Source organism: Amycolatopsis sp. NPDC058278, assembly GCF_042881395.1.
In the GTDB taxonomy this organism is placed as follows: Bacteria; Actinomycetota; Actinomycetes; order Mycobacteriales; family Pseudonocardiaceae; genus Amycolatopsis.
Map to the genome: position 1 here is coordinate 142,961 of NZ_JBHVXZ010000002.1, position 16,576 is coordinate 159,536.

A 16,576-nucleotide genomic window follows, 5' to 3' on the forward strand; every position below is an offset into this window, starting at 1 on the left:
TCAGTGCTTCGGCTCGCGCGGGCCGTCGAGCAGGACCTCGACCTGGCCGAAGAAGGTCTTGTGGTCGTCCTCGACGCCTTGGTAGACGTTCGCCGCGTCGGTCAGCTTGGCCTGCGCCGACGCCAGTCCGTCCGAGATGGACGCCAGCAGCGCCTGCAGCTCGCGGAGGGTGTCGTCGTAGCCGCTTTTGGTGAAGAGGCCGACCACCCCCCACGCCTTGTCGCCGACGTCGGCCTGGGCCACCTTTCCGGTGATCTTCGTGCCCTGTTCGCGGTACTCGTCCAGCTGGCCGGCGTACTTGTGCAGCGCGTCGACCCGGACCCGGTAACCGCCGGCTCCGTCGGGCATCAGTCCTCCTCGTCGAACAGGTTGCGCAGGAAGCGGTCGCCCGCCGAGGGGCCTCCCGCGGGTGGTGCCGGCGGCGGGTCGGCCGGGCGGAGCACTCGTTGCTCGGAGAAGTCCTCGGGCCGCTCTTCGGTGAGCGTCTCTTCGGTGAGCTTCGACCGCAGTTCTTCGACGGTGGTCCCGAACGCCACGGCCTGGGTTTCGAGGACCTGGTCGACCAGGCCGAGGTCGTCACCCATGTTCTCTTCGACGATCACCGCCTGCTGCCGCGCGGCCGCGCCGACGGCCTCCCGCAGCGTCGTCAGCAGCGTGGCCGACAGCGCCTGCGGCCCCTTGGCGAGCGCGGCCTCGGTGAACTTGACGTCGAGGACGGCCCCACCGGGCCCGGTGACGACGGTGACGCCCCCGTCCCGCGACGCGGCGCTCGCCCGCAGTTCGGTCAGCTGTTGCTGCATGGTGCCCAGCCCGGCGAACCGGTCGTCGGCGTGGCGGATGCCCGCCTGGAACCGCTCGAACTCGGCCACCAGGTGCTCGAACTCGCCCGACATGCGCCCGCCTTCCGTTTCGTGGTGCACCCATCGTGACCCTCCGGCCGCACTGTGACGCACGGAACGGCCGATCCGATCCCACTGCATCACCCGACCGGGTAATGGGTAGGTTTCGGCCCGAGAGGGAAGCAGGGGACAACGCGCGAGGAGTGTGTGATGACCAGCACCGAAGGGGCCGGAGGCCTGACCGAAGAACCCAAGCCGACGGGCAGTCACGCGGCCCCGGAGGGCGCCGGCGTGCACCCCTTGATCGACCTGTCCCGCGACCCGAACCCGGGCAAGCCGGACCACGCCAAGCCGGACGAGGACTGACGGAGCGGGGCGGTGAAGGCGGCGCGCGGCTGAAGCTGCGCTGCCCGCCGCCCGCTGCCCGCCGCCCGCTGCCCGCTGCCCGCCGCTGCTCGCAGCGGCCGCGGCCGCGGCCGCGCACGCTGTCGGCGGTCGCGCCCGAGGAAGCCGCCCCGGCGGTCGCGCATCGCGTCTGCGGCCGGATGCGGGGAGGCCGCTTCGGTGCCCGCCCAGCGCCAGCACCCGCGCATCGCCTCGGCGGTCGCGCCCGTGGAAGCCGCCCCGCTGCCCGCGCAGCCCAAGCGCCCGCGCAGCGTTGGCATCGGCGCGCCGGCGGTGAGGAAGCCGCCCGCGCAGCGCCAGCACCTGCGCACCTCTCGGCGGCCGCCCGCCGAGGGAGCCGCCCCGCTGCCCGTGCAGCCCAAGCACCCGGGCACCCGTCAGCGGCCCCCTGCGAGGAAGCCGGCGCCCGCCCAGCCCCGGCACCCGCACACCCCGCCGCCACCCGCCCGCCGAGTTCCACACTCGCCGGACCGCCCACCGCGCCGCGACCGTGATCGCCCCCGCGACCCGAGGCGTGGAATGTCCCGCAGGCCCGGGGTGTTGAGAGGTACGCTGGAGGTTCGCCGACCTACAGACCCCCCGCCGCGTTCCTCCCGGACCCGGGCGGGTATCTTTGGAGACCGTGCCCGGCATGCGTCGGGCCGCTCCGCGTGCCGTGCGCATGGACGGGGTGCTCAGGCACCCGGTCACCGGCTTCGGCAGGTCGGGGTTCCGACGGAAATCCCTCCGGGAAGTTACCGGTCGCGAGACCGTGACGCGGGCCGACACGCCCGACCGCGGGGGCCGGTGAAGACACGAAGAAGCAGATCACGACAGGAAGCTGGTCCATTGCCCACGATCCAGCAGCTGGTCCGCAAGGGCCGCCAGGACAAGGCTGCCAAGCAGAAGACCGCGGCCCTCAAGGGGAGCCCGCAGCGGCGTGGCGTGTGCACTCGCGTGTACACCACGACCCCCAAGAAGCCGAACTCGGCGCTTCGCAAGGTCGCGCGTGTGAAGCTGACCAGCGGCATCGAGGTCACCGCCTACATCCCCGGTGAGGGCCACAACCTGCAGGAGCACTCGATGGTGCTCGTGCGTGGTGGTCGTGTGAAGGACCTTCCGGGTGTCCGTTACAAGATCATCCGCGGTTCGCTCGACACGCAGGGTGTCAAGAACCGCAAGCAGGCGCGCAGCCGGTACGGCGCGAAGAAGGAGAAGAGCTAATGCCCCGCAAGGGTCCGGCCCCCAAGCGGCCGCTGATCTCCGACCCCGTCTACGCCTCCCCGCTGGTCACCCAGCTGGTGAACAAGGTGCTGAAGGACGGGAAGCGGTCCCTGGCCGAGCGCATCGTGTACGGCGCCCTCGAAGGCGCTCGCGAGAAGACCGGCACCGACCCGGTCGTCACGCTGAAGCGCGCCCTCGACAACGTGAAGCCCACCATCGAGGTGAAGAGCCGCCGCGTCGGTGGCGCCACCTACCAGGTGCCGATCGAGGTCAAGCCGGGCCGCTCCACGACGCTGGCGCTGCGCTGGCTGGTCTCCTTCTCGCAGGCTCGCCGCGAGAAGACGATGATCGAGCGCCTGCAGAACGAGCTCCTGGACGCTTCCAACGGCCTCGGTGCCTCCGTGAAGCGTCGCGAGGACACGCACAAGATGGCCGAGTCCAACCGGGCCTTCGCGCACTACCGCTGGTGATGACCGCCCGGCTGTCGACCAAGCCATGCCGGGCCCCAAGCTTGAGAACAGGGGAACACTCTCGTGGCACGTGAAGTGCTGACCGACCTGAACAAGGTCCGCAACATCGGCATCATGGCCCACATCGACGCCGGCAAGACGACCACCACCGAGCGGATCCTGTTCTACACCGGGGTCAACTACAAGATCGGTGAAGTCCACGACGGCGCCGCCACCATGGACTGGATGGAGGAGGAGCAGAAGCGGGGTATCACCATCACCTCGGCTGCCACCACCACCTTCTGGGACGACCACCAGATCAACATCATCGACACCCCGGGCCACGTCGACTTCACCGTCGAGGTGGAGCGCAACCTCCGGGTGCTCGACGGTGCGGTCGCCGTCTTCGACGGCAAGGAAGGCGTCGAGCCGCAGTCGGAGCAGGTCTGGCGGCAGGCGGACAAGTACGACGTCCCGCGCATCTGCTTCGTCAACAAGATGGACAAGCTGGGTGCGGACTTCTACTACACCGTGAAGACCATCGTGGACCGCCTCGGCGTGCGCCCGCTGGTCATCCAGCTGCCGATCGGCGCCGAGAACGACTTCGAAGGCGTCGTCGACCTGGTCCGCATGAAGGCGCTGACCTGGCGCGGCGAGGTCCAGAAGGGCGAGGACTACTCGATCGAGGACATCCCGGCCGACCTGGCCGAGAAGGCCGCGGAGTATCGCGAGAAGCTCGTCGAGACCGTCGCCGAGGCGGACGACGCGCTGATGGAGAAGTTCCTCGAGGGTGAGGAGCTGACGGAGGCCGAGATCAAGGCCGGCATCCGGAAGCTCACCATCACCAGCCAGGTCTTCCCGGTGCTGGCCGGTTCCGCGTTCAAGAACAAGGGCGTGCAGCCCATGCTCGACGCGGTCATCGACTACCTGCCGACCCCGCTGGACGTCCCGGCCGTCGAGGGCCTGCTGCCCGACGGCGAGACCGTGGCGTCCCGTAAGGCGTCGGTCGACGAGCCGTTCGCCGCGCTCGCGTTCAAGATCGCCGCGCACCCGTTCTTCGGCAAGCTGACCTACATCCGGGTGTACTCGGGCAAGGTCGCCGCCGGCGCGCAGGTCATCAACGCGACCAAGGAGCGCAAGGAGCGCATCGGGAAGATCTTCCAGATGCACTCCAACAAGGAGAACCCGGTCGACGACGCCCAGGTCGGCCACATCTACGCGGTCATCGGCCTGAAGGACACCACCACGGGTGACACCCTGGCGGACCCGCAGAACCCGATCGTGCTGGAGTCGATGACGTTCCCCGAGCCGGTCATCCGGGTCGCGATCGAACCGAAGACGAAGGCCGACCAGGAGAAGCTGTCCCTGGCGATCCAGAAGCTGGCCGAAGAGGACCCGACGTTCCAGGTCAAGCTGGACGAGGACACCGGCCAGACGATCATCGCGGGCATGGGCGAGCTGCACCTCGAGGTGCTGGTGAACCGGATGAAGTCCGACTACAAGGTCGAGGCGAACATCGGCAAGCCGCAGGTCGCCTACCGTGAGACGATCAAGAAGACGGTCGACAAGCTCGACTACGTCCACAAGAAGCAGACCGGTGGTTCCGGCCAGTTCGCGAAGGTCATCGTGAAGCTGGAGCCGCTCGAGCGCACCGACGGCGCGCTCTACGAGTTCGACAACAAGGTGACCGGTGGTCGCGTGCCGCGGGAGTACATCCCGTCGGTGGACGCGGGCGCGCAGGACGCGATGCAGTACGGCGTCCTGGCCGGCTACCCGCTCGTCGGGTTGAAGTTCACCCTGTTGGACGGTGCTTACCACGAGGTCGACTCTTCGGAGATGGCGTTCAAGATCGCCGGTTCCATGGCGATGAAGGAAGCCGCGAAGAAGGCCGGCCCGGTGATCCTGGAGCCGATGATGGCGGTCGAGGTGACCACGCCCGAGGACTACATGGGTGACGTCATCGGTGACCTCAACTCCCGTCGTGGTCAGATCCAGGCCATGGAGGAGCGGGCGGGCACCCGCGTCGTGAAGGCGCTGGTCCCCCTGTCGGAGATGTTCGGCTACGTCGGCGACCTGCGGTCCCGCACCCAGGGCCGGGCGAACTACTCCATGGTGTTCGACTCCTACGCCGAGGTTCCCGCGAACGTCGCGAAGGAAATCATCGCGAAGGCGACGGGGGAGTAACTCCCCCAGCGCTCGCGGGCATTAAGGGACTCTCCTGAACGTCCGCAGCACCGACGAAGGAACAATCGTGGGGCGGCAGCCACGCCGCCCCACGAGCACAAAGCGAAATCAGTCCAGGAGGACATTCCAGTGGCGAAGGCGAAATTCGAGCGGACCAAGCCGCACGTCAACATCGGCACCATCGGTCACGTTGACCACGGCAAGACGACTCTGACCGCGGCTATCACCAAGGTGCTGCACGACAAGTACCCGGAGCTGAACGAGTCGCGGGCGTTCGACCAGATCGACAACGCGCCGGAAGAGAAGCAGCGCGGCATCACGATCAACATCTCGCACGTCGAGTACCAGACCGAGAAGCGTCACTACGCCCACGTCGACGCCCCCGGTCACGCGGACTACATCAAGAACATGATCACCGGTGCCGCCCAGATGGACGGCGCGATCCTGGTCGTGGCCGCCACCGACGGCCCGATGCCGCAGACCCGTGAGCACGTGCTGCTCGCCCGCCAGGTCGGCGTGCCCTACATCGTGGTCGCGCTGAACAAGGCCGACATGGTCGACGACGAGGAGATCCTCGAGCTCGTCGAGCTGGAGGTCCGCGAGCTGCTGTCCTCGCAGGAGTTCCCCGGCGACGACGCGCCGGTCGTGCGCGTGTCCGGCCTCAAGGCCCTCGAGGGTGACGAGAAGTGGGCCGAGGCCGTTCTCGAGCTCATGGCGGCCGTCGACGACAGCGTGCCGGACCCGGTGCGCGAGCTCGACAAGCCGTTCCTGATGCCGATCGAGGACGTCTTCACCATCACCGGTCGTGGCACCGTGGTGACCGGTCGCGTCGAGCGCGGCCAGATCAACGTCAACGAAGAGGTCGAGATCGTCGGCATCAAGGAGAAGTCGACCAAGACGACTGTCACCGGTGTCGAGATGTTCCGCAAGCTGCTCGACTCGGGCCAGGCGGGCGACAACGTCGGCCTGCTGGTCCGCGGTATCAAGCGCGAGGACGTCGAGCGCGGCCAGGTCGTCGTGAAGCCGGGCACCACCACCCCGCACACCGACTTCGAGGGCCGGGTCTACATCCTGTCGAAGGACGAGGGTGGCCGTCACACCCCGTTCTTCAACAACTACCGCCCGCAGTTCTACTTCCGCACCACCGACGTGACCGGCGTCGTGACCCTCCCCGAGGGCACCGAGATGGTCATGCCGGGCGACAACACCGACATCTCGGTCCAGCTGATCCAGCCGGTCGCGATGGACGAGGGTCTGCGCTTCGCCATCCGTGAGGGTGGCCGGACCGTCGGCGCGGGCCAGGTCACCAAGATCATCAAGTGATTTAGGCGCCCCACCGGGGGCAATACACCCCCGGGTTCGGGGCGTCAAATCACGTGTGCGACACTATTCAGGTTGCTCGTCCTGGGGCGGCCGATCCTCATCGGGGTTTTTCTTCGAGAGGGTCCGGCCGCCCCGGTGCGAGTGGCCACGGTCCGCGGAGCTCTTTCCTTCGGGTGAGGCGAGCGGGCAAAGGCAGTGAGACGGCGGTGTTTGCACAAGCAGTGCTTGCGCAAGCGTGTCGGCTCATAGCCTCCTCACGTTGAGGAAGACCAGGCAAGACGACGATCCCGCGGGATCCGTCTGTGCGTCGGGCGCGACACGCCCGACCGCGTGGACCGGGGACAGGGCCGTTGAACTGCGGAAACCCAGGCTCAGGGTGGCAACACCCAGCGGGGTTTGTGAGATAGCGGCACGAGACGACAAGGAACGAGCAGCCACCATGGCGGGACAGAAGATCCGCATCCGGCTCAAGGCCTACGACCACGAGGCGATCGACACCTCGGCGCGCAAGATCGTGGAGACGGTCACGCGCACCGGTGCCCGTGTTGTCGGGCCGGTGCCGCTGCCCACCGAGAAGAACGTTTACTGCGTCATCCGCTCGCCGCACAAGTACAAGGACTCGCGCGAGCACTTCGAGATGCGCACGCACAAGCGTCTGATCGACATCCTCGACCCGACGCCGAAGACGGTCGACGCGCTCATGCGCATCGACCTGCCGGCGAGCGTCGACGTCAACATCCAGTAGTAGCGGCGGGCGAGCGGCGGAGAGTAAGAGACTCATGTCTGACAGGCAGATGAAGGGCATCCTGGGCACCAAGCTCGGCATGACCCAGGTCTTCGACGAACAGAACCGGGTTGTCCCGGTCACCGTCGTGAAGGCCGGTCCGAACGTGGTCACCCAGGTTCGGACCCAGGACAAGGACGGCTACACGGCCGTGCAGCTGGCGTTCGGCGCGGTCGACCCGCGCAAGGTGAACAAGCCGCGCACCGGCCACTTCGACAAGGCGGGCGTGACCCCGCGGCGGTTCCTCGCCGAGCTGCGCACCACCGACGCCGAGACCTACGAGGTCGGCCAGGAGATCACCGCCGAGGTGTTCGCCGCCGGCGTCGAGGTCGACGTGACCGGGACCAGCAAGGGCAAGGGCTACGCGGGTGTCATGAAGCGCCACGGCTTCAAGGGCCAGGGCGCGAGCCACGGTGCCCAGGCCGTGCACCGCAAGCCGGGTTCCATCGGTGGCTGCGCCACCCCCGGCCGCGTCTTCAAGGGCCTGCGCATGGCGGGCCGGATGGGCAACGACCGGGTCACCACGCAGAACCTGACCGTGCACGCGGTGCGTGCCGACGACGGCCTGCTGCTGATCAAGGGCGCCGTGCCCGGTCCCAAGGGCGGCGTGCTGTTCGTTCGCAGCGCCGCGAAGGGTGGTAACTCCGAATGACAAGCGTCGAGCTGAAGACCCCGGCCGGTAAAGCCGACGGCACCGTGGACCTCCCCGAGGAGATCTTCGACGTGCAGGCCAATGTCGCGCTGATGCACCAGGTCGTGGTGGCCCAGCAGGCCGCCGCTCGCCAGGGCACGCACGACACGAAGACCCGTGGCGAAGTTCGCGGTGGCGGCAAGAAGCCGTACCGGCAGAAGGGCACCGGCCGTGCCCGCCAGGGTTCGACCCGCGCGCCGCAGTTCGTCGGCGGTGGCGTCGTCCACGGCCCCACGCCGCGTGACTACTCGCAGCGCACCCCGAAGAAGATGAAGGCCGCCGCCCTGCGTGGCGCTCTCTCCGACCGGGCCCGCGCCGGCCAGCTGCACGTCGTGACCGAGCTGGTGACCGGTGAGAAGCCGAACACCAAGGCCGCCAAGGCCGCCCTCGCCGCGGTGACGCTGGCGAAGCGCGTGCTCGTGGTGCTGCACCGGGACGACGAGCTGAGCTGGGTTTCCCTGCGGAACCTGCCCGAGGTGCACATCCTCTGGGCCGACCAGCTCAACACCTACGACGTGCTGGTCAACGACGACGTCGTGTTCACCAAGGCCGCGTACGACGCGTTCGTCGCCGGCCCCGTCCGCGGTAAGACCGTCAAGGCTTCCGCGCGGTCGGGCGAGGTCACGGAAGGGAGTGACGAGAAGTGAGTTCGGTCGCCATTCCGGACCCCCGCGACATCCTGCTCGCGCCGGTCATCTCCGAGAAGTCCTACGGGCTGCTCGAGGACCACAAGTACACGTTCATCGTCCGCCCGGACGCCAACAAGACCCAGATCAAGATCGCGGTCGAGAAGGTGTTCGGCGTCAAGGTGGTCAGTGTCAACACGGCCAACCGCCAGGGCAAGCGGAAGCGGACTCGCGCAGGCTTCGGCAAGCGCAAGGACACCAAGCGCGCCATCGTGACTCTTTCGCCCGAGAGCAAGGCGATCGAGATCTTCGGCGGACCCACCGCGTAAAGGACTGAGCTGACAATGGGCATCCGCAAGTACAAGCCGACGACCCCGGGTCGTCGCGGTTCGAGCGTCTCGGACTTCGCCGAGATCACCCGCTCGACTCCCGAGAAGTCGCTGCTGCGTCCGCTGAGCGGCACCGGTGGGCGTAACTCGTCCGGCAAGATCACCACCCGGCACAAGGGTGGCGGCCACAAGCGCGCTTACCGCCTGATCGACTTCCGTCGCAACGACAAGGACGGCATTCCCGCCAAGGTCGCGCACATCGAGTACGACCCCAACCGGTCCGCTCGCATCGCGCTGCTGCACTACGCCGACGGCGAGAAGCGCTACATCATCGCGCCGGAGAAGCTGAAGCAGGGCGACACCGTCGAGAACGGCCCCCGGGCCGACATCAAGCCGGGCAACAACCTGCCGCTGCGCAACATCCCGGTCGGTACCGTGATCCACGCGATCGAGCTCCGCCCCGGTGGCGGCGCGAAGATGGCGCGGTCCGCGGGCGCGAAGGTGCAGCTCGTCGCCAAGGACGGTCCGTACGCCCAGCTGCGTCTCCCCTCGGGTGAGATCCGCAACGTGGACGTGCGCAACCGCGCCACGGTCGGCGAGGTCGGCAACTCCGAGCACGCCAACATCAACTGGGGCAAGGCCGGCCGCAACCGCTGGCGCGGCAAGCGCCCCACGGTCCGTGGTGTCGTCATGAACCCGGTCGACCACCCGCACGGTGGTGGTGAGGGTAAGACCTCCGGTGGTCGCCACCCGGTCAACCCGAACGGTAAGCCCGAGGGTCGTACGCGTCGCCGCAAGGCATCCGACGCGATGATCGTCCGCCGTCGCCGTACCGGCAAGAACAAGCGCTGAGCAGGAGGTAGAAGAACATGCCACGTAGCCTCAAAAAGGGCCCCTTCGTGGACGACCACCTGCTCAAGAAGGTGGACGTTCTCAACGAGTCGGGCAAGAAGACCGTGATCAAGACTTGGTCGCGGCGCTCCACGATCATCCCGGATTTCCTGGGTCACACGATCGCGGTGCACGACGGCCGCAAGCACGTCCCGGTGTTCGTCACCGAGGCGATGGTGGGTCACAAGCTGGGCGAGTTCGCCCCGACGCGGACCTTCAAGGGCCACATCAAGGACGACCGCAAGTCGCGCCGCCGCTGAGCGGGCACGATAAGAGACAAGGGAAGTAGCGATGAACGCCCAGAACGACGCGACGACCGAGGCTGAACTGCCTACGGCGTACGCGCGGGCTCGCTTCGTCCGGGACTCGCCCACCAAGGTGCGCCGGGTGATCGAGCTCATCAAGGGACGTAGCGCCGCCGACGCCTTGGCCGTGCTCCGGTTCGCCCCGCAGGCGGCCAGCGAGCCGGTCGCGAAGGTGCTCGCCAGCGCCGTGGCCAACGCCGAGAACAACCTTCAGCTGGACCCGGAGACGCTCTGGGTCAAGAACGCATACGCCGACGAGGGCCCCACCCTCAAGCGCATCCGTCCGCGGGCCCAGGGCCGCGCGTACCGGATCCGCAAGCGGACCAGCCACATCACCGTCGAGGTGGAGTCGCGTCCGGCCGTCGCGCAGAAGGCTCAGAGCAAGAAGAAGGCAGGTGGCCGGTAGTGGGCCAGAAGATCAACCCGCACGGTTTCCGCCTGGGTATCACCACGGACTGGAAGTCGCGCTGGTACGCCGACAAGCAGTACGCCGAGTACGTGGCCGAGGACGTCAAGATCCGCAAGCTCCTCGCCACGGGCATGGAGCGCGCCGGTATCTCCAAGGTCGAGATCGAGCGCACCCGTGACCGCGTCCGCGTGGACATCCACACCGCCCGGCCGGGCATCGTCATCGGCCGCCGCGGTGCGGAGGCCGACCGGATCCGCGGCGCGCTGGAGAAGCTGACCAAGAAGCAGGTCCAGCTGAACATCCTCGAGGTCAAGAACCCCGAGGCCGACGCCCAGCTGGTCGCCCAGGCGGTCGCGGAGCAGCTCTCCAACCGCGTGGCGTTCCGCCGCGCGATGCGGAAGGCGATCCAGACCTCCATGCGCTCGCCGCAGGTCAAGGGCATCCGCGTGCAGTGCGGCGGTCGTCTCGGCGGTGCCGAGATGTCCCGTTCCGAGCACTACCGCGATGGCCGCGTCCCGCTGCACACGCTGCGCGCCGACATCGACTACGGCTTCTTCGAGGCCAAGACGACGTTCGGTCGCATCGGCGTCAAGGTGTGGATCTACAAGGGTGAGCTCGTCGGTGGCCTGAAGGCCCGCGAAGCCCGCGACGCCGCCGAGCGCGCGCCGCGCGGTGGTCGCGACCGTGACCGCAGCGACCGGCCGTCCCGTCCGCGTCGTTCCGGCGCCTCGGGCACGACCGCCACCTCGACCGAAGCCGGTCGCGCCGCTGCTGCGGCCACGACCGAGGCCCCGGCGGCTCCGGCCACCGAGACCGCAGAAAAGACGGAGGGCTGAGACGTGCTCATCCCGCGCAGGGTCAAGCACCGGAAGCAGCACTCCCCGAAGCGCCACGGCGCCGCCAAGGGTGGCACGAAGGTCAGCTTCGGCGAGTACGGCATCCAGGCGCTTGAGCACAGCTACGTGACGAACCGGCAGATCGAGTCCGCTCGTATCGCCATGACCCGTCACATCAAGCGTGGTGGCAAGGTGTGGACGACCATCTACCCGGACCGCCCGCTGACCAAGAAGCCGGCCGAGACCCGGATGGGTTCCGGTAAGGGTTCGCCCGAGTGGTGGATCGCCAACGTGAAGCCGGGCCGCGTGATGTTCGAGATCTCGTTCCCGAACGAGGAGACGGCTCGCGAGGCGCTGCGCCGCGCGATCCACAAGCTGCCCATGAAGTGCCGCATCGTGACCCGTGAAGGTGGTGAGTTCTGATGGCTAACGCAGGTGCCGCACAGGCATCGGAGCTGCGTGAGCTCACCGCGGAAGAGCTCGTCCTGCGTCTGAAGGAATACAAGGAGGAGCTGTTCAACCTCCGCTTCCAGATGGCGACCGGGCAGCTCGACAACAACCGCCGTCTGCGCACCGTCCGCACGGACATCGCGCGGATCTACACGGTCATGCGCGAGCGCGAACTCGGCCTGTCCGTTGCCCCCGACGCCGAGAGTGAAGGTGCCGCATGAGCGAGCCCACCACCGAGACGCCGGCCCGGAACGACCGCAAGGTCCGCGAGGGCTACGTCGTCTCGGACAAGATGAACAAGACGATCGTGGTCGAGCTCGAGGACCGCAAGAAGCACCCCCGTTACTCGAAGGTCGTCCGCTCCACCTCCAAGGTGAAGGTGCACGACGAGAACAACGAGGCGGGCGTGGGCGACCGGGTCACCCTGATGGAGACCCGCCCGCTGTCGGCGACGAAGCGGTGGCGCCTGGTGCAGATCGTGGAGAAGGCCAAGTAAGCAGGGCTCTTCGGAGTCTTTAGTTCCGCAAGGCTCGCCACTGTGAAACCTCACAAGCGGGCGAGAACCGGCGCGACATACAGGAGTTGACGTGATCCAGCAGGAGTCGCGGCTTCGGGTAGCCGACAACACGGGTGCGAAGGAAATCCTCTGCATCCGCGTTCTCGGTGGCTCCGGGCGGCGCTACGCCGGCATCGGCGACATCATCGTCGCCACCGTGAAGGACGCCATCCCGGCTGCCGGGGTGAAGAAGGGCGACGTCGTCAAGGCCGTCATCGTCCGCACGGTCAAGGAGCGCCGTCGTCCGGACGGTTCCTACATCCGGTTCGACGAGAACGCCGCCGTGCTCATCAAGAACGACAACGAGCCCCGCGGCACCCGCATCTTCGGCCCGGTGGGCCGCGAGCTGCGCGACCGAAAGTTCATGAAGATCATTTCGCTCGCGCCGGAGGTGCTGTGATGAAGGTGAAGAAGGGCGACACGGTCGTCGTCATCGCCGGCAAGGACAAGGGCGCCAAGGGCAAGGTCATCCAGGCTTACCCGGAGCGCGAGCGCGTGCTGGTCGAGGGCGTGAACCGGATCAAGAAGCACACGCGGATCAGCCAGACCCAGCGCGGTGCGCAGTCCGGCGGCATCGTCACGCAGGAGGCGCCCATCCACGTCTCGAACGTGATGGTCGTCGACTCGGACGGCAAGCCGGCCCGGGTGGGTTACCGCATCGGCGAGGACGGCAAGAAGGTCCGGATCTCGCGCCGGAACGGTAAGGACATCTGATGACCACCGCAGAGAAGACCTCGCCGCGCCTCAAGGTGCGCTACCGCGAGGAAATCAAGGGCCAGCTGCAGGCTGAGTTCTCCTTCGCCAACGTCCACGAGATCCCGGGCGTGACGAAGGTCGTCGTGAACATGGGCGTCGGCGACGCCGCCCGCGACAGCAAGCTGATCGAGGGCGCGGTCAAGGACCTCGCGCTGATCACCGGCCAGAAGCCGGAGGTCCGGAAGGCCCGCAAGTCCATCGCGCAGTTCAAGCTGCGTGAAGGCCAACCGATCGGCGCGCGCGTCACGCTGCGCGGCGACCGGATGTGGGAGTTCCTCGACCGGCTGCTGACCATCGCGCTGCCGCGTATCCGCGACTTCCGCGGGCTTTCGCCGAAGCAGTTCGACGGCCACGGCAACTACACGTTCGGTCTCAACGAGCAGTCGATGTTCCACGAGATCGACCCCGACTCCATCGACCGCCCGCGCGGCATGGACGTCACCGTCGTCACCACCGCCACGAACGACGACGAGGGCCGGGCGCTGCTGCGCAAGCTCGGCTTCCCGTTCAAGGAGAACTGAGCCGATGGCCAAGAAAGCCCTGGTCCACAAGGCCTCGAAGAAGCCGAAGTTCGCCGTGCGCGCCTACACCCGCTGCCAGCGGTGCGGCCGCCCGCACGCCGTGTTCCGCAAGTTCGGGCTCTGCCGGATCTGCCTTCGCGAGATGGCGCACGCGGGCGAGCTGCCCGGCGTCCGCAAGTCCAGCTGGTAAGAGCTTCTTTTTAACTCCCACTTCGCCACAGGCCCCGCCCGCTCCGGTGGGCGGGGAACCAGGCGAGAAAGGTTGACAGGTCACCATGACGATGACCGACCCCATCGCAGACTTCTTGACGCGTCTGCGTAACGCGAACTCGGCGTACCACGACGAGGTCAAGCTCCCGCACTCGAAGCTCAAGGCGAACATCGCCGAGATCCTCAAGCGTGAGGGCTACATCGCGGGTTACCACGACGAGCCGGGCGAGAAGCACAAGAACCTCGTCGTCGAGCTCAAGTACGGCCCCAACCGTGAGCGGAGCATCGCCGGCCTTCGGCGCGTCTCCAAGCCCGGTCTGCGGATCTACGCAAAGTCCACCGAACTGCCGTCGGTGCTCGGCGGCCTCGGTATCGCGATCATTTCGACGTCCGGCGGCCTGCAGACCGACCGGCAGGCCAAGCGCAACAGCGTGGGCGGCGAAGTCCTCGCCTACGTCTGGTAAGGGAAGGGGTACAGGCATGTCACGCATCGGAAAGCTGCCGGTCGCCGTCCCTTCCGGGGTCGAGGTGACCATCGACGGTCAGCACATTCAGGTCAAGGGGCCCAAGGGCACCCTGGAGCACACCGTCGCCGAGCCGATCATCGTCGAACGCGACGAGAGCGGCACGCTGCTGGTCAAGCGCCCGGATGACGAGCGCACCAGCAAGGCGCTGCACGGGCTCACCCGCACACTGGTGAACAACCTCGTCGTCGGCGTCACCGCCGGCTACGAGAAGAAGATGGAAATCCACGGCGTGGGTTACCGCGTGCAGGCCAAGGGTTCGGACCTCGAGTTCGCCCTCGGCTACTCGCACCCGGTCAAGATCGAGGCCCCGGAGGGCATCACCTTCAAGGTGGAGACCCCCACCCGGTTCTCGGTCTCGGGCATCGACAAGCAGAAGGTCGGCCAGATCTCGGCCGTCATCCGCAAGCTGCGGCGCCCGGACCCGTACAAGGGCAAGGGCCTGCGCTACGAGGGTGAGAAGATCCGCCGCAAGGTCGGAAAGACGGGTAAGTGATCATGAGCGACACGACTACGAAGCGCAAGCCGGTGGGCAAGGACATCTCGACCCGCCGCCGCGTCGCGAAGGCCCGTCGGCACTTCCGGCTCCGCAAGAAGGTCTCGGGCACCGAGCAGCGTCCGCGCCTGGTCGTCAAGCGATCCTCGCGGCACATCGCCGTGCAGGTGATCGACGACCTCGCCGGCCACACGCTGGCGTCGGCGTCCACCCTCGAGGCGGACGTCCGGGCGGTCGACGGCGACAAGAAGGCCAAGGCCGCCAAGGTCGGGGAACTCGTCGCCGCGCGGGCCAAGAACGCCGGGATCTCGGCTGTGGTGTTCGACCGTGGGGGCAACGCCTACCACGGCCGCATCGCCGCGCTCGCCGACGCCGCCCGTGAGGCGGGGTTGGAGTTCTGACGATGCAGAAGCTTGTTAACGGAAGGAATGCCTGATGCCGGGACGTACACGGCAATTCGGCGGCGGACAGGGCGGACCCGGCGGGCAGGGCGGCAACGACCGCAATGAACGCCGCGGTGGCGGCCGGGACCGGCGCGACAGCGGCCGTGGCGGGGCCGGCCAGGACAAGACCCCGCACCTCGAGAAGGTCGTGACGATCAACCGCGTCGCCAAGGTCGTCAAGGGTGGTCGTCGCTTCAGCTTCACCGCCCTGGTGGTCGTCGGCGACGGCGACGGTCAGGTCGGCGTCGGCTACGGCAAGGCCAAGGAAGTTCCCGCGGCGATCGCCAAGGGCGTCGAGGAAGCGAAGAAGAACTTCTTCCGCGTCCCGCGCATCGGTGGCACCATCCCCCACCCGATCACGGGTGAGGCGTCCGCCGGTGTCGTGCTGCTCCGTCCGGCGTCCGCCGGTACCGGCGTCATCGCCGGTGGCCCGGTGCGCGCCGTGCTGGAGTGCGCGGGCGTCCACGACGTGCTGTCGAAGTCGCTCGGCTCCGACAACGCGATCAACATCGTGCACGCGACCGTGGCGGCCCTGAAGGGTCTGCAGCGTCCGGAAGAGGTGGCGGCCCGCCGTGGCCTGCCGCTCGAGGACGTCGCGCCGGCCCGGATGATGCGCCAACGCGCGGGTCAGGTGGTCTGACATGGCTCAGCTCAAGGTCACCCAGGTCAAGAGCAAGATCGGCACGAAGCACGCTCACCGCGAGTCGCTGCGCACCCTCGGGCTGCGCAAGATCCGCCAGAGCGTCGTGCGTGATGACACCCCCCAGGTGCGCGGCCTGATCCACACCGTCCGCCACCTGGTGGAGGTCGAGGAGGTCCAGGCATGACGGCCATCAAGATCCACCACCTGCGTCCGGCTCCGGGCGCCAAGCGCGACAAGATGCGCGTGGGCCGTGGTGAGGGTTCGAAGGGCAAGACGGCCGGTCGCGGTACGAAGGGCACCAAGGCCCGGAAGAACGTGCCGGCCCGGTTCGAGGGTGGGCAGATGCCCATCCAGATGCGGCTCCCGAAGCTGCGCGGCTTCAAGAACCGCTTCCGCACCGAGTACCAGCCGGTGAACGTGGGCGACATCGCCCGCGTCTTCCCGGACGGCGGCAAGATCGGCGCCGAGGAGCTCGTGCAGGGCGGTCTGGTCCGCAAGGGCAAGCTGGTGAAGGTGCTCGGCAACGGCGATGTGAACGGCGTCAAGCTGGACATCACCGCCGACGCGTTCTCCGGCTCGGCCAAGGAGAAGCTCGAAGCGGCCGGTGGCTCCGCCACCACCAACTGAGCTGAATCTCGTTCGAAGGCCCGTCTGGCTCCGCCAGGCGGGCCTTCGCCGTCTCTTCTCGCGGACGGGTTCCTTG

28 protein-coding genes are annotated in these 16,576 nt (G+C 67.8%); 26 read left to right on the forward strand and 2 right to left on the reverse strand.

The features are described from left to right. Complete coding sequence (locus ACFVYA_RS01610; RefSeq protein WP_387041152.1) at positions 1–348, reverse strand: hypothetical protein; 348 nt, start codon at positions 346–348, stop codon at positions 1–3. Continuing rightward, positions 348–893 carry a YbaB/EbfC family nucleoid-associated protein gene (locus ACFVYA_RS01615; RefSeq protein ID WP_387041154.1) on the reverse strand — a complete coding sequence of 182 codons (546 nt, stop codon included), beginning with the start codon at positions 891–893 and terminating at the stop codon, positions 348–350. Before ACFVYA_RS01615 ends, ACFVYA_RS01610 begins: the two co-directional genes overlap by 1 nt. 156 nt (positions 894–1,049) lie before the next feature. Here ACFVYA_RS01615 and ACFVYA_RS01620 point away from each other — a divergent pair, with 156 nt between their 5' ends. From ACFVYA_RS01620 to rplO, 26 genes are all read left to right on the forward strand, one after another. Continuing rightward, positions 1,050–1,205 carry a hypothetical protein gene (locus ACFVYA_RS01620; RefSeq protein WP_387041157.1) on the forward strand — a complete coding sequence of 52 codons (156 nt, stop codon included), beginning with the start codon at positions 1,050–1,052 and terminating at the stop codon, positions 1,203–1,205. Between the two features lie 867 nt (positions 1,206–2,072). Then, positions 2,073–2,447, forward strand: a complete 375-nt coding sequence (gene rpsL / locus ACFVYA_RS01625) for a 30S ribosomal protein S12 (RefSeq protein ID WP_003102113.1) — start codon at positions 2,073–2,075, stop codon at positions 2,445–2,447. After that, a complete protein-coding gene (rpsG, locus tag ACFVYA_RS01630; protein WP_003102106.1) occupies positions 2,447–2,917 on the forward strand; it encodes a 30S ribosomal protein S7 in 471 nt (156 codons plus the stop codon). Before rpsL ends, rpsG begins: the two co-directional genes overlap by 1 nt. Positions 2,918–2,980: 63 nt before the next feature. Then, positions 2,981–5,080 carry an elongation factor G gene (fusA, locus tag ACFVYA_RS01635; RefSeq protein WP_285988106.1) on the forward strand — a complete coding sequence of 700 codons (2,100 nt, stop codon included), beginning with the start codon at positions 2,981–2,983 and terminating at the stop codon, positions 5,078–5,080. Between the two features lie 129 nt (positions 5,081–5,209). Beyond that, positions 5,210–6,403, forward strand: coding sequence for an elongation factor Tu (gene tuf, locus ACFVYA_RS01640; protein ID WP_285988107.1), 1,194 nt, complete (start codon positions 5,210–5,212; stop codon positions 6,401–6,403). 439 nt (positions 6,404–6,842) lie between these two features. Then, the gene (gene rpsJ / locus ACFVYA_RS01645; protein WP_003102098.1) at positions 6,843–7,148 is read left to right on the forward strand and encodes a 30S ribosomal protein S10; all 306 of its coding nucleotides are present in this window, start codon (positions 6,843–6,845) and stop codon (positions 7,146–7,148) included. A gap of 34 nt (positions 7,149–7,182) precedes the next feature. Then, positions 7,183–7,839 carry a 50S ribosomal protein L3 gene (rplC, locus tag ACFVYA_RS01650; RefSeq protein WP_013222604.1) on the forward strand — a complete coding sequence of 219 codons (657 nt, stop codon included), beginning with the start codon at positions 7,183–7,185 and terminating at the stop codon, positions 7,837–7,839. Next, on the forward strand, positions 7,836–8,525 hold the full coding sequence (gene rplD, locus ACFVYA_RS01655) for a 50S ribosomal protein L4 (protein WP_103342410.1): 690 nt from the start codon (positions 7,836–7,838) through the stop codon (positions 8,523–8,525). Before rplC ends, rplD begins: the two co-directional genes overlap by 4 nt. Continuing rightward, positions 8,522–8,833: a 50S ribosomal protein L23 gene (gene rplW / locus ACFVYA_RS01660; protein WP_003102087.1), complete on the forward strand. Its 312-nt coding sequence runs from the start codon at positions 8,522–8,524 to the stop codon at positions 8,831–8,833. The genes rplD and rplW overlap by 4 nt, the downstream gene beginning before the upstream one ends. A gap of 15 nt (positions 8,834–8,848) precedes the next feature. Further along, entirely contained in the window at positions 8,849–9,685 is an 837-nt protein-coding gene (gene rplB / locus ACFVYA_RS01665; RefSeq protein ID WP_020643204.1) for a 50S ribosomal protein L2, read from the forward strand. Between the two features lie 17 nt (positions 9,686–9,702). Beyond that, positions 9,703–9,984 (forward strand): 30S ribosomal protein S19, encoded by a 282-nt coding sequence (gene rpsS, locus ACFVYA_RS01670; RefSeq protein WP_026468892.1) that lies wholly within the window; start codon positions 9,703–9,705, stop codon positions 9,982–9,984. A gap of 31 nt (positions 9,985–10,015) precedes the next feature. Then, positions 10,016–10,435, forward strand: coding sequence for a 50S ribosomal protein L22 (gene rplV / locus ACFVYA_RS01675; protein ID WP_013222606.1), 420 nt, complete (start codon positions 10,016–10,018; stop codon positions 10,433–10,435). Beyond that, entirely contained in the window at positions 10,435–11,274 is an 840-nt protein-coding gene (rpsC, locus tag ACFVYA_RS01680) for a 30S ribosomal protein S3 (RefSeq protein WP_013222607.1), read from the forward strand. The genes rplV and rpsC overlap by 1 nt, the downstream gene beginning before the upstream one ends. Positions 11,275–11,277: 3 nt before the next feature. Then, positions 11,278–11,697, forward strand: coding sequence for a 50S ribosomal protein L16 (gene rplP, locus ACFVYA_RS01685; RefSeq protein WP_004558864.1), 420 nt, complete (start codon positions 11,278–11,280; stop codon positions 11,695–11,697). Continuing rightward, a complete protein-coding gene (rpmC, locus tag ACFVYA_RS01690; RefSeq protein WP_013222608.1) occupies positions 11,697–11,945 on the forward strand; it encodes a 50S ribosomal protein L29 in 249 nt (82 codons plus the stop codon). Before rplP ends, rpmC begins: the two co-directional genes overlap by 1 nt. Then, on the forward strand, positions 11,942–12,220 hold the full coding sequence (gene rpsQ, locus ACFVYA_RS01695; protein ID WP_043781942.1) for a 30S ribosomal protein S17: 279 nt from the start codon (positions 11,942–11,944) through the stop codon (positions 12,218–12,220). Before rpmC ends, rpsQ begins: the two co-directional genes overlap by 4 nt. 91 nt (positions 12,221–12,311) lie before the next feature. Beyond that, positions 12,312–12,680, forward strand: coding sequence for a 50S ribosomal protein L14 (gene rplN, locus ACFVYA_RS01700; protein WP_004558867.1), 369 nt, complete (start codon positions 12,312–12,314; stop codon positions 12,678–12,680). Beyond that, the gene (rplX, locus tag ACFVYA_RS01705) at positions 12,680–12,994 is read left to right on the forward strand and encodes a 50S ribosomal protein L24 (protein WP_013222610.1); all 315 of its coding nucleotides are present in this window, start codon (positions 12,680–12,682) and stop codon (positions 12,992–12,994) included. The genes rplN and rplX overlap by 1 nt, the downstream gene beginning before the upstream one ends. After that, on the forward strand, positions 12,994–13,557 hold the full coding sequence (gene rplE, locus ACFVYA_RS01710) for a 50S ribosomal protein L5 (RefSeq protein ID WP_103342412.1): 564 nt from the start codon (positions 12,994–12,996) through the stop codon (positions 13,555–13,557). The genes rplX and rplE overlap by 1 nt, the downstream gene beginning before the upstream one ends. Positions 13,558–13,561: 4 nt before the next feature. Then, positions 13,562–13,747, forward strand: a complete 186-nt coding sequence (locus ACFVYA_RS01715) for a type Z 30S ribosomal protein S14 (RefSeq protein WP_285988108.1) — start codon at positions 13,562–13,564, stop codon at positions 13,745–13,747. 85 nt (positions 13,748–13,832) lie between these two features. Next, positions 13,833–14,231, forward strand: coding sequence for a 30S ribosomal protein S8 (rpsH, locus tag ACFVYA_RS01720; protein ID WP_103342413.1), 399 nt, complete (start codon positions 13,833–13,835; stop codon positions 14,229–14,231). A 16-nt stretch (positions 14,232–14,247) separates the two neighbouring features. Then, positions 14,248–14,787, forward strand: coding sequence for a 50S ribosomal protein L6 (rplF, locus tag ACFVYA_RS01725; protein WP_387041171.1), 540 nt, complete (start codon positions 14,248–14,250; stop codon positions 14,785–14,787). Between the two features lie 2 nt (positions 14,788–14,789). Next, positions 14,790–15,188 (forward strand): 50S ribosomal protein L18, encoded by a 399-nt coding sequence (gene rplR / locus ACFVYA_RS01730; protein ID WP_387041174.1) that lies wholly within the window; start codon positions 14,790–14,792, stop codon positions 15,186–15,188. 34 nt (positions 15,189–15,222) lie between these two features. Further along, entirely contained in the window at positions 15,223–15,870 is a 648-nt protein-coding gene (gene rpsE / locus ACFVYA_RS01735; protein ID WP_093949028.1) for a 30S ribosomal protein S5, read from the forward strand. Between the two features lies 1 nt (position 15,871). Beyond that, on the forward strand, positions 15,872–16,057 hold the full coding sequence (gene rpmD, locus ACFVYA_RS01740) for a 50S ribosomal protein L30 (RefSeq protein WP_013222615.1): 186 nt from the start codon (positions 15,872–15,874) through the stop codon (positions 16,055–16,057). Next, on the forward strand, positions 16,054–16,500 hold the full coding sequence (gene rplO, locus ACFVYA_RS01745; protein WP_387041179.1) for a 50S ribosomal protein L15: 447 nt from the start codon (positions 16,054–16,056) through the stop codon (positions 16,498–16,500). The genes rpmD and rplO overlap by 4 nt, the downstream gene beginning before the upstream one ends. Positions 16,501–16,576: the final 76 nt, after the last annotated feature.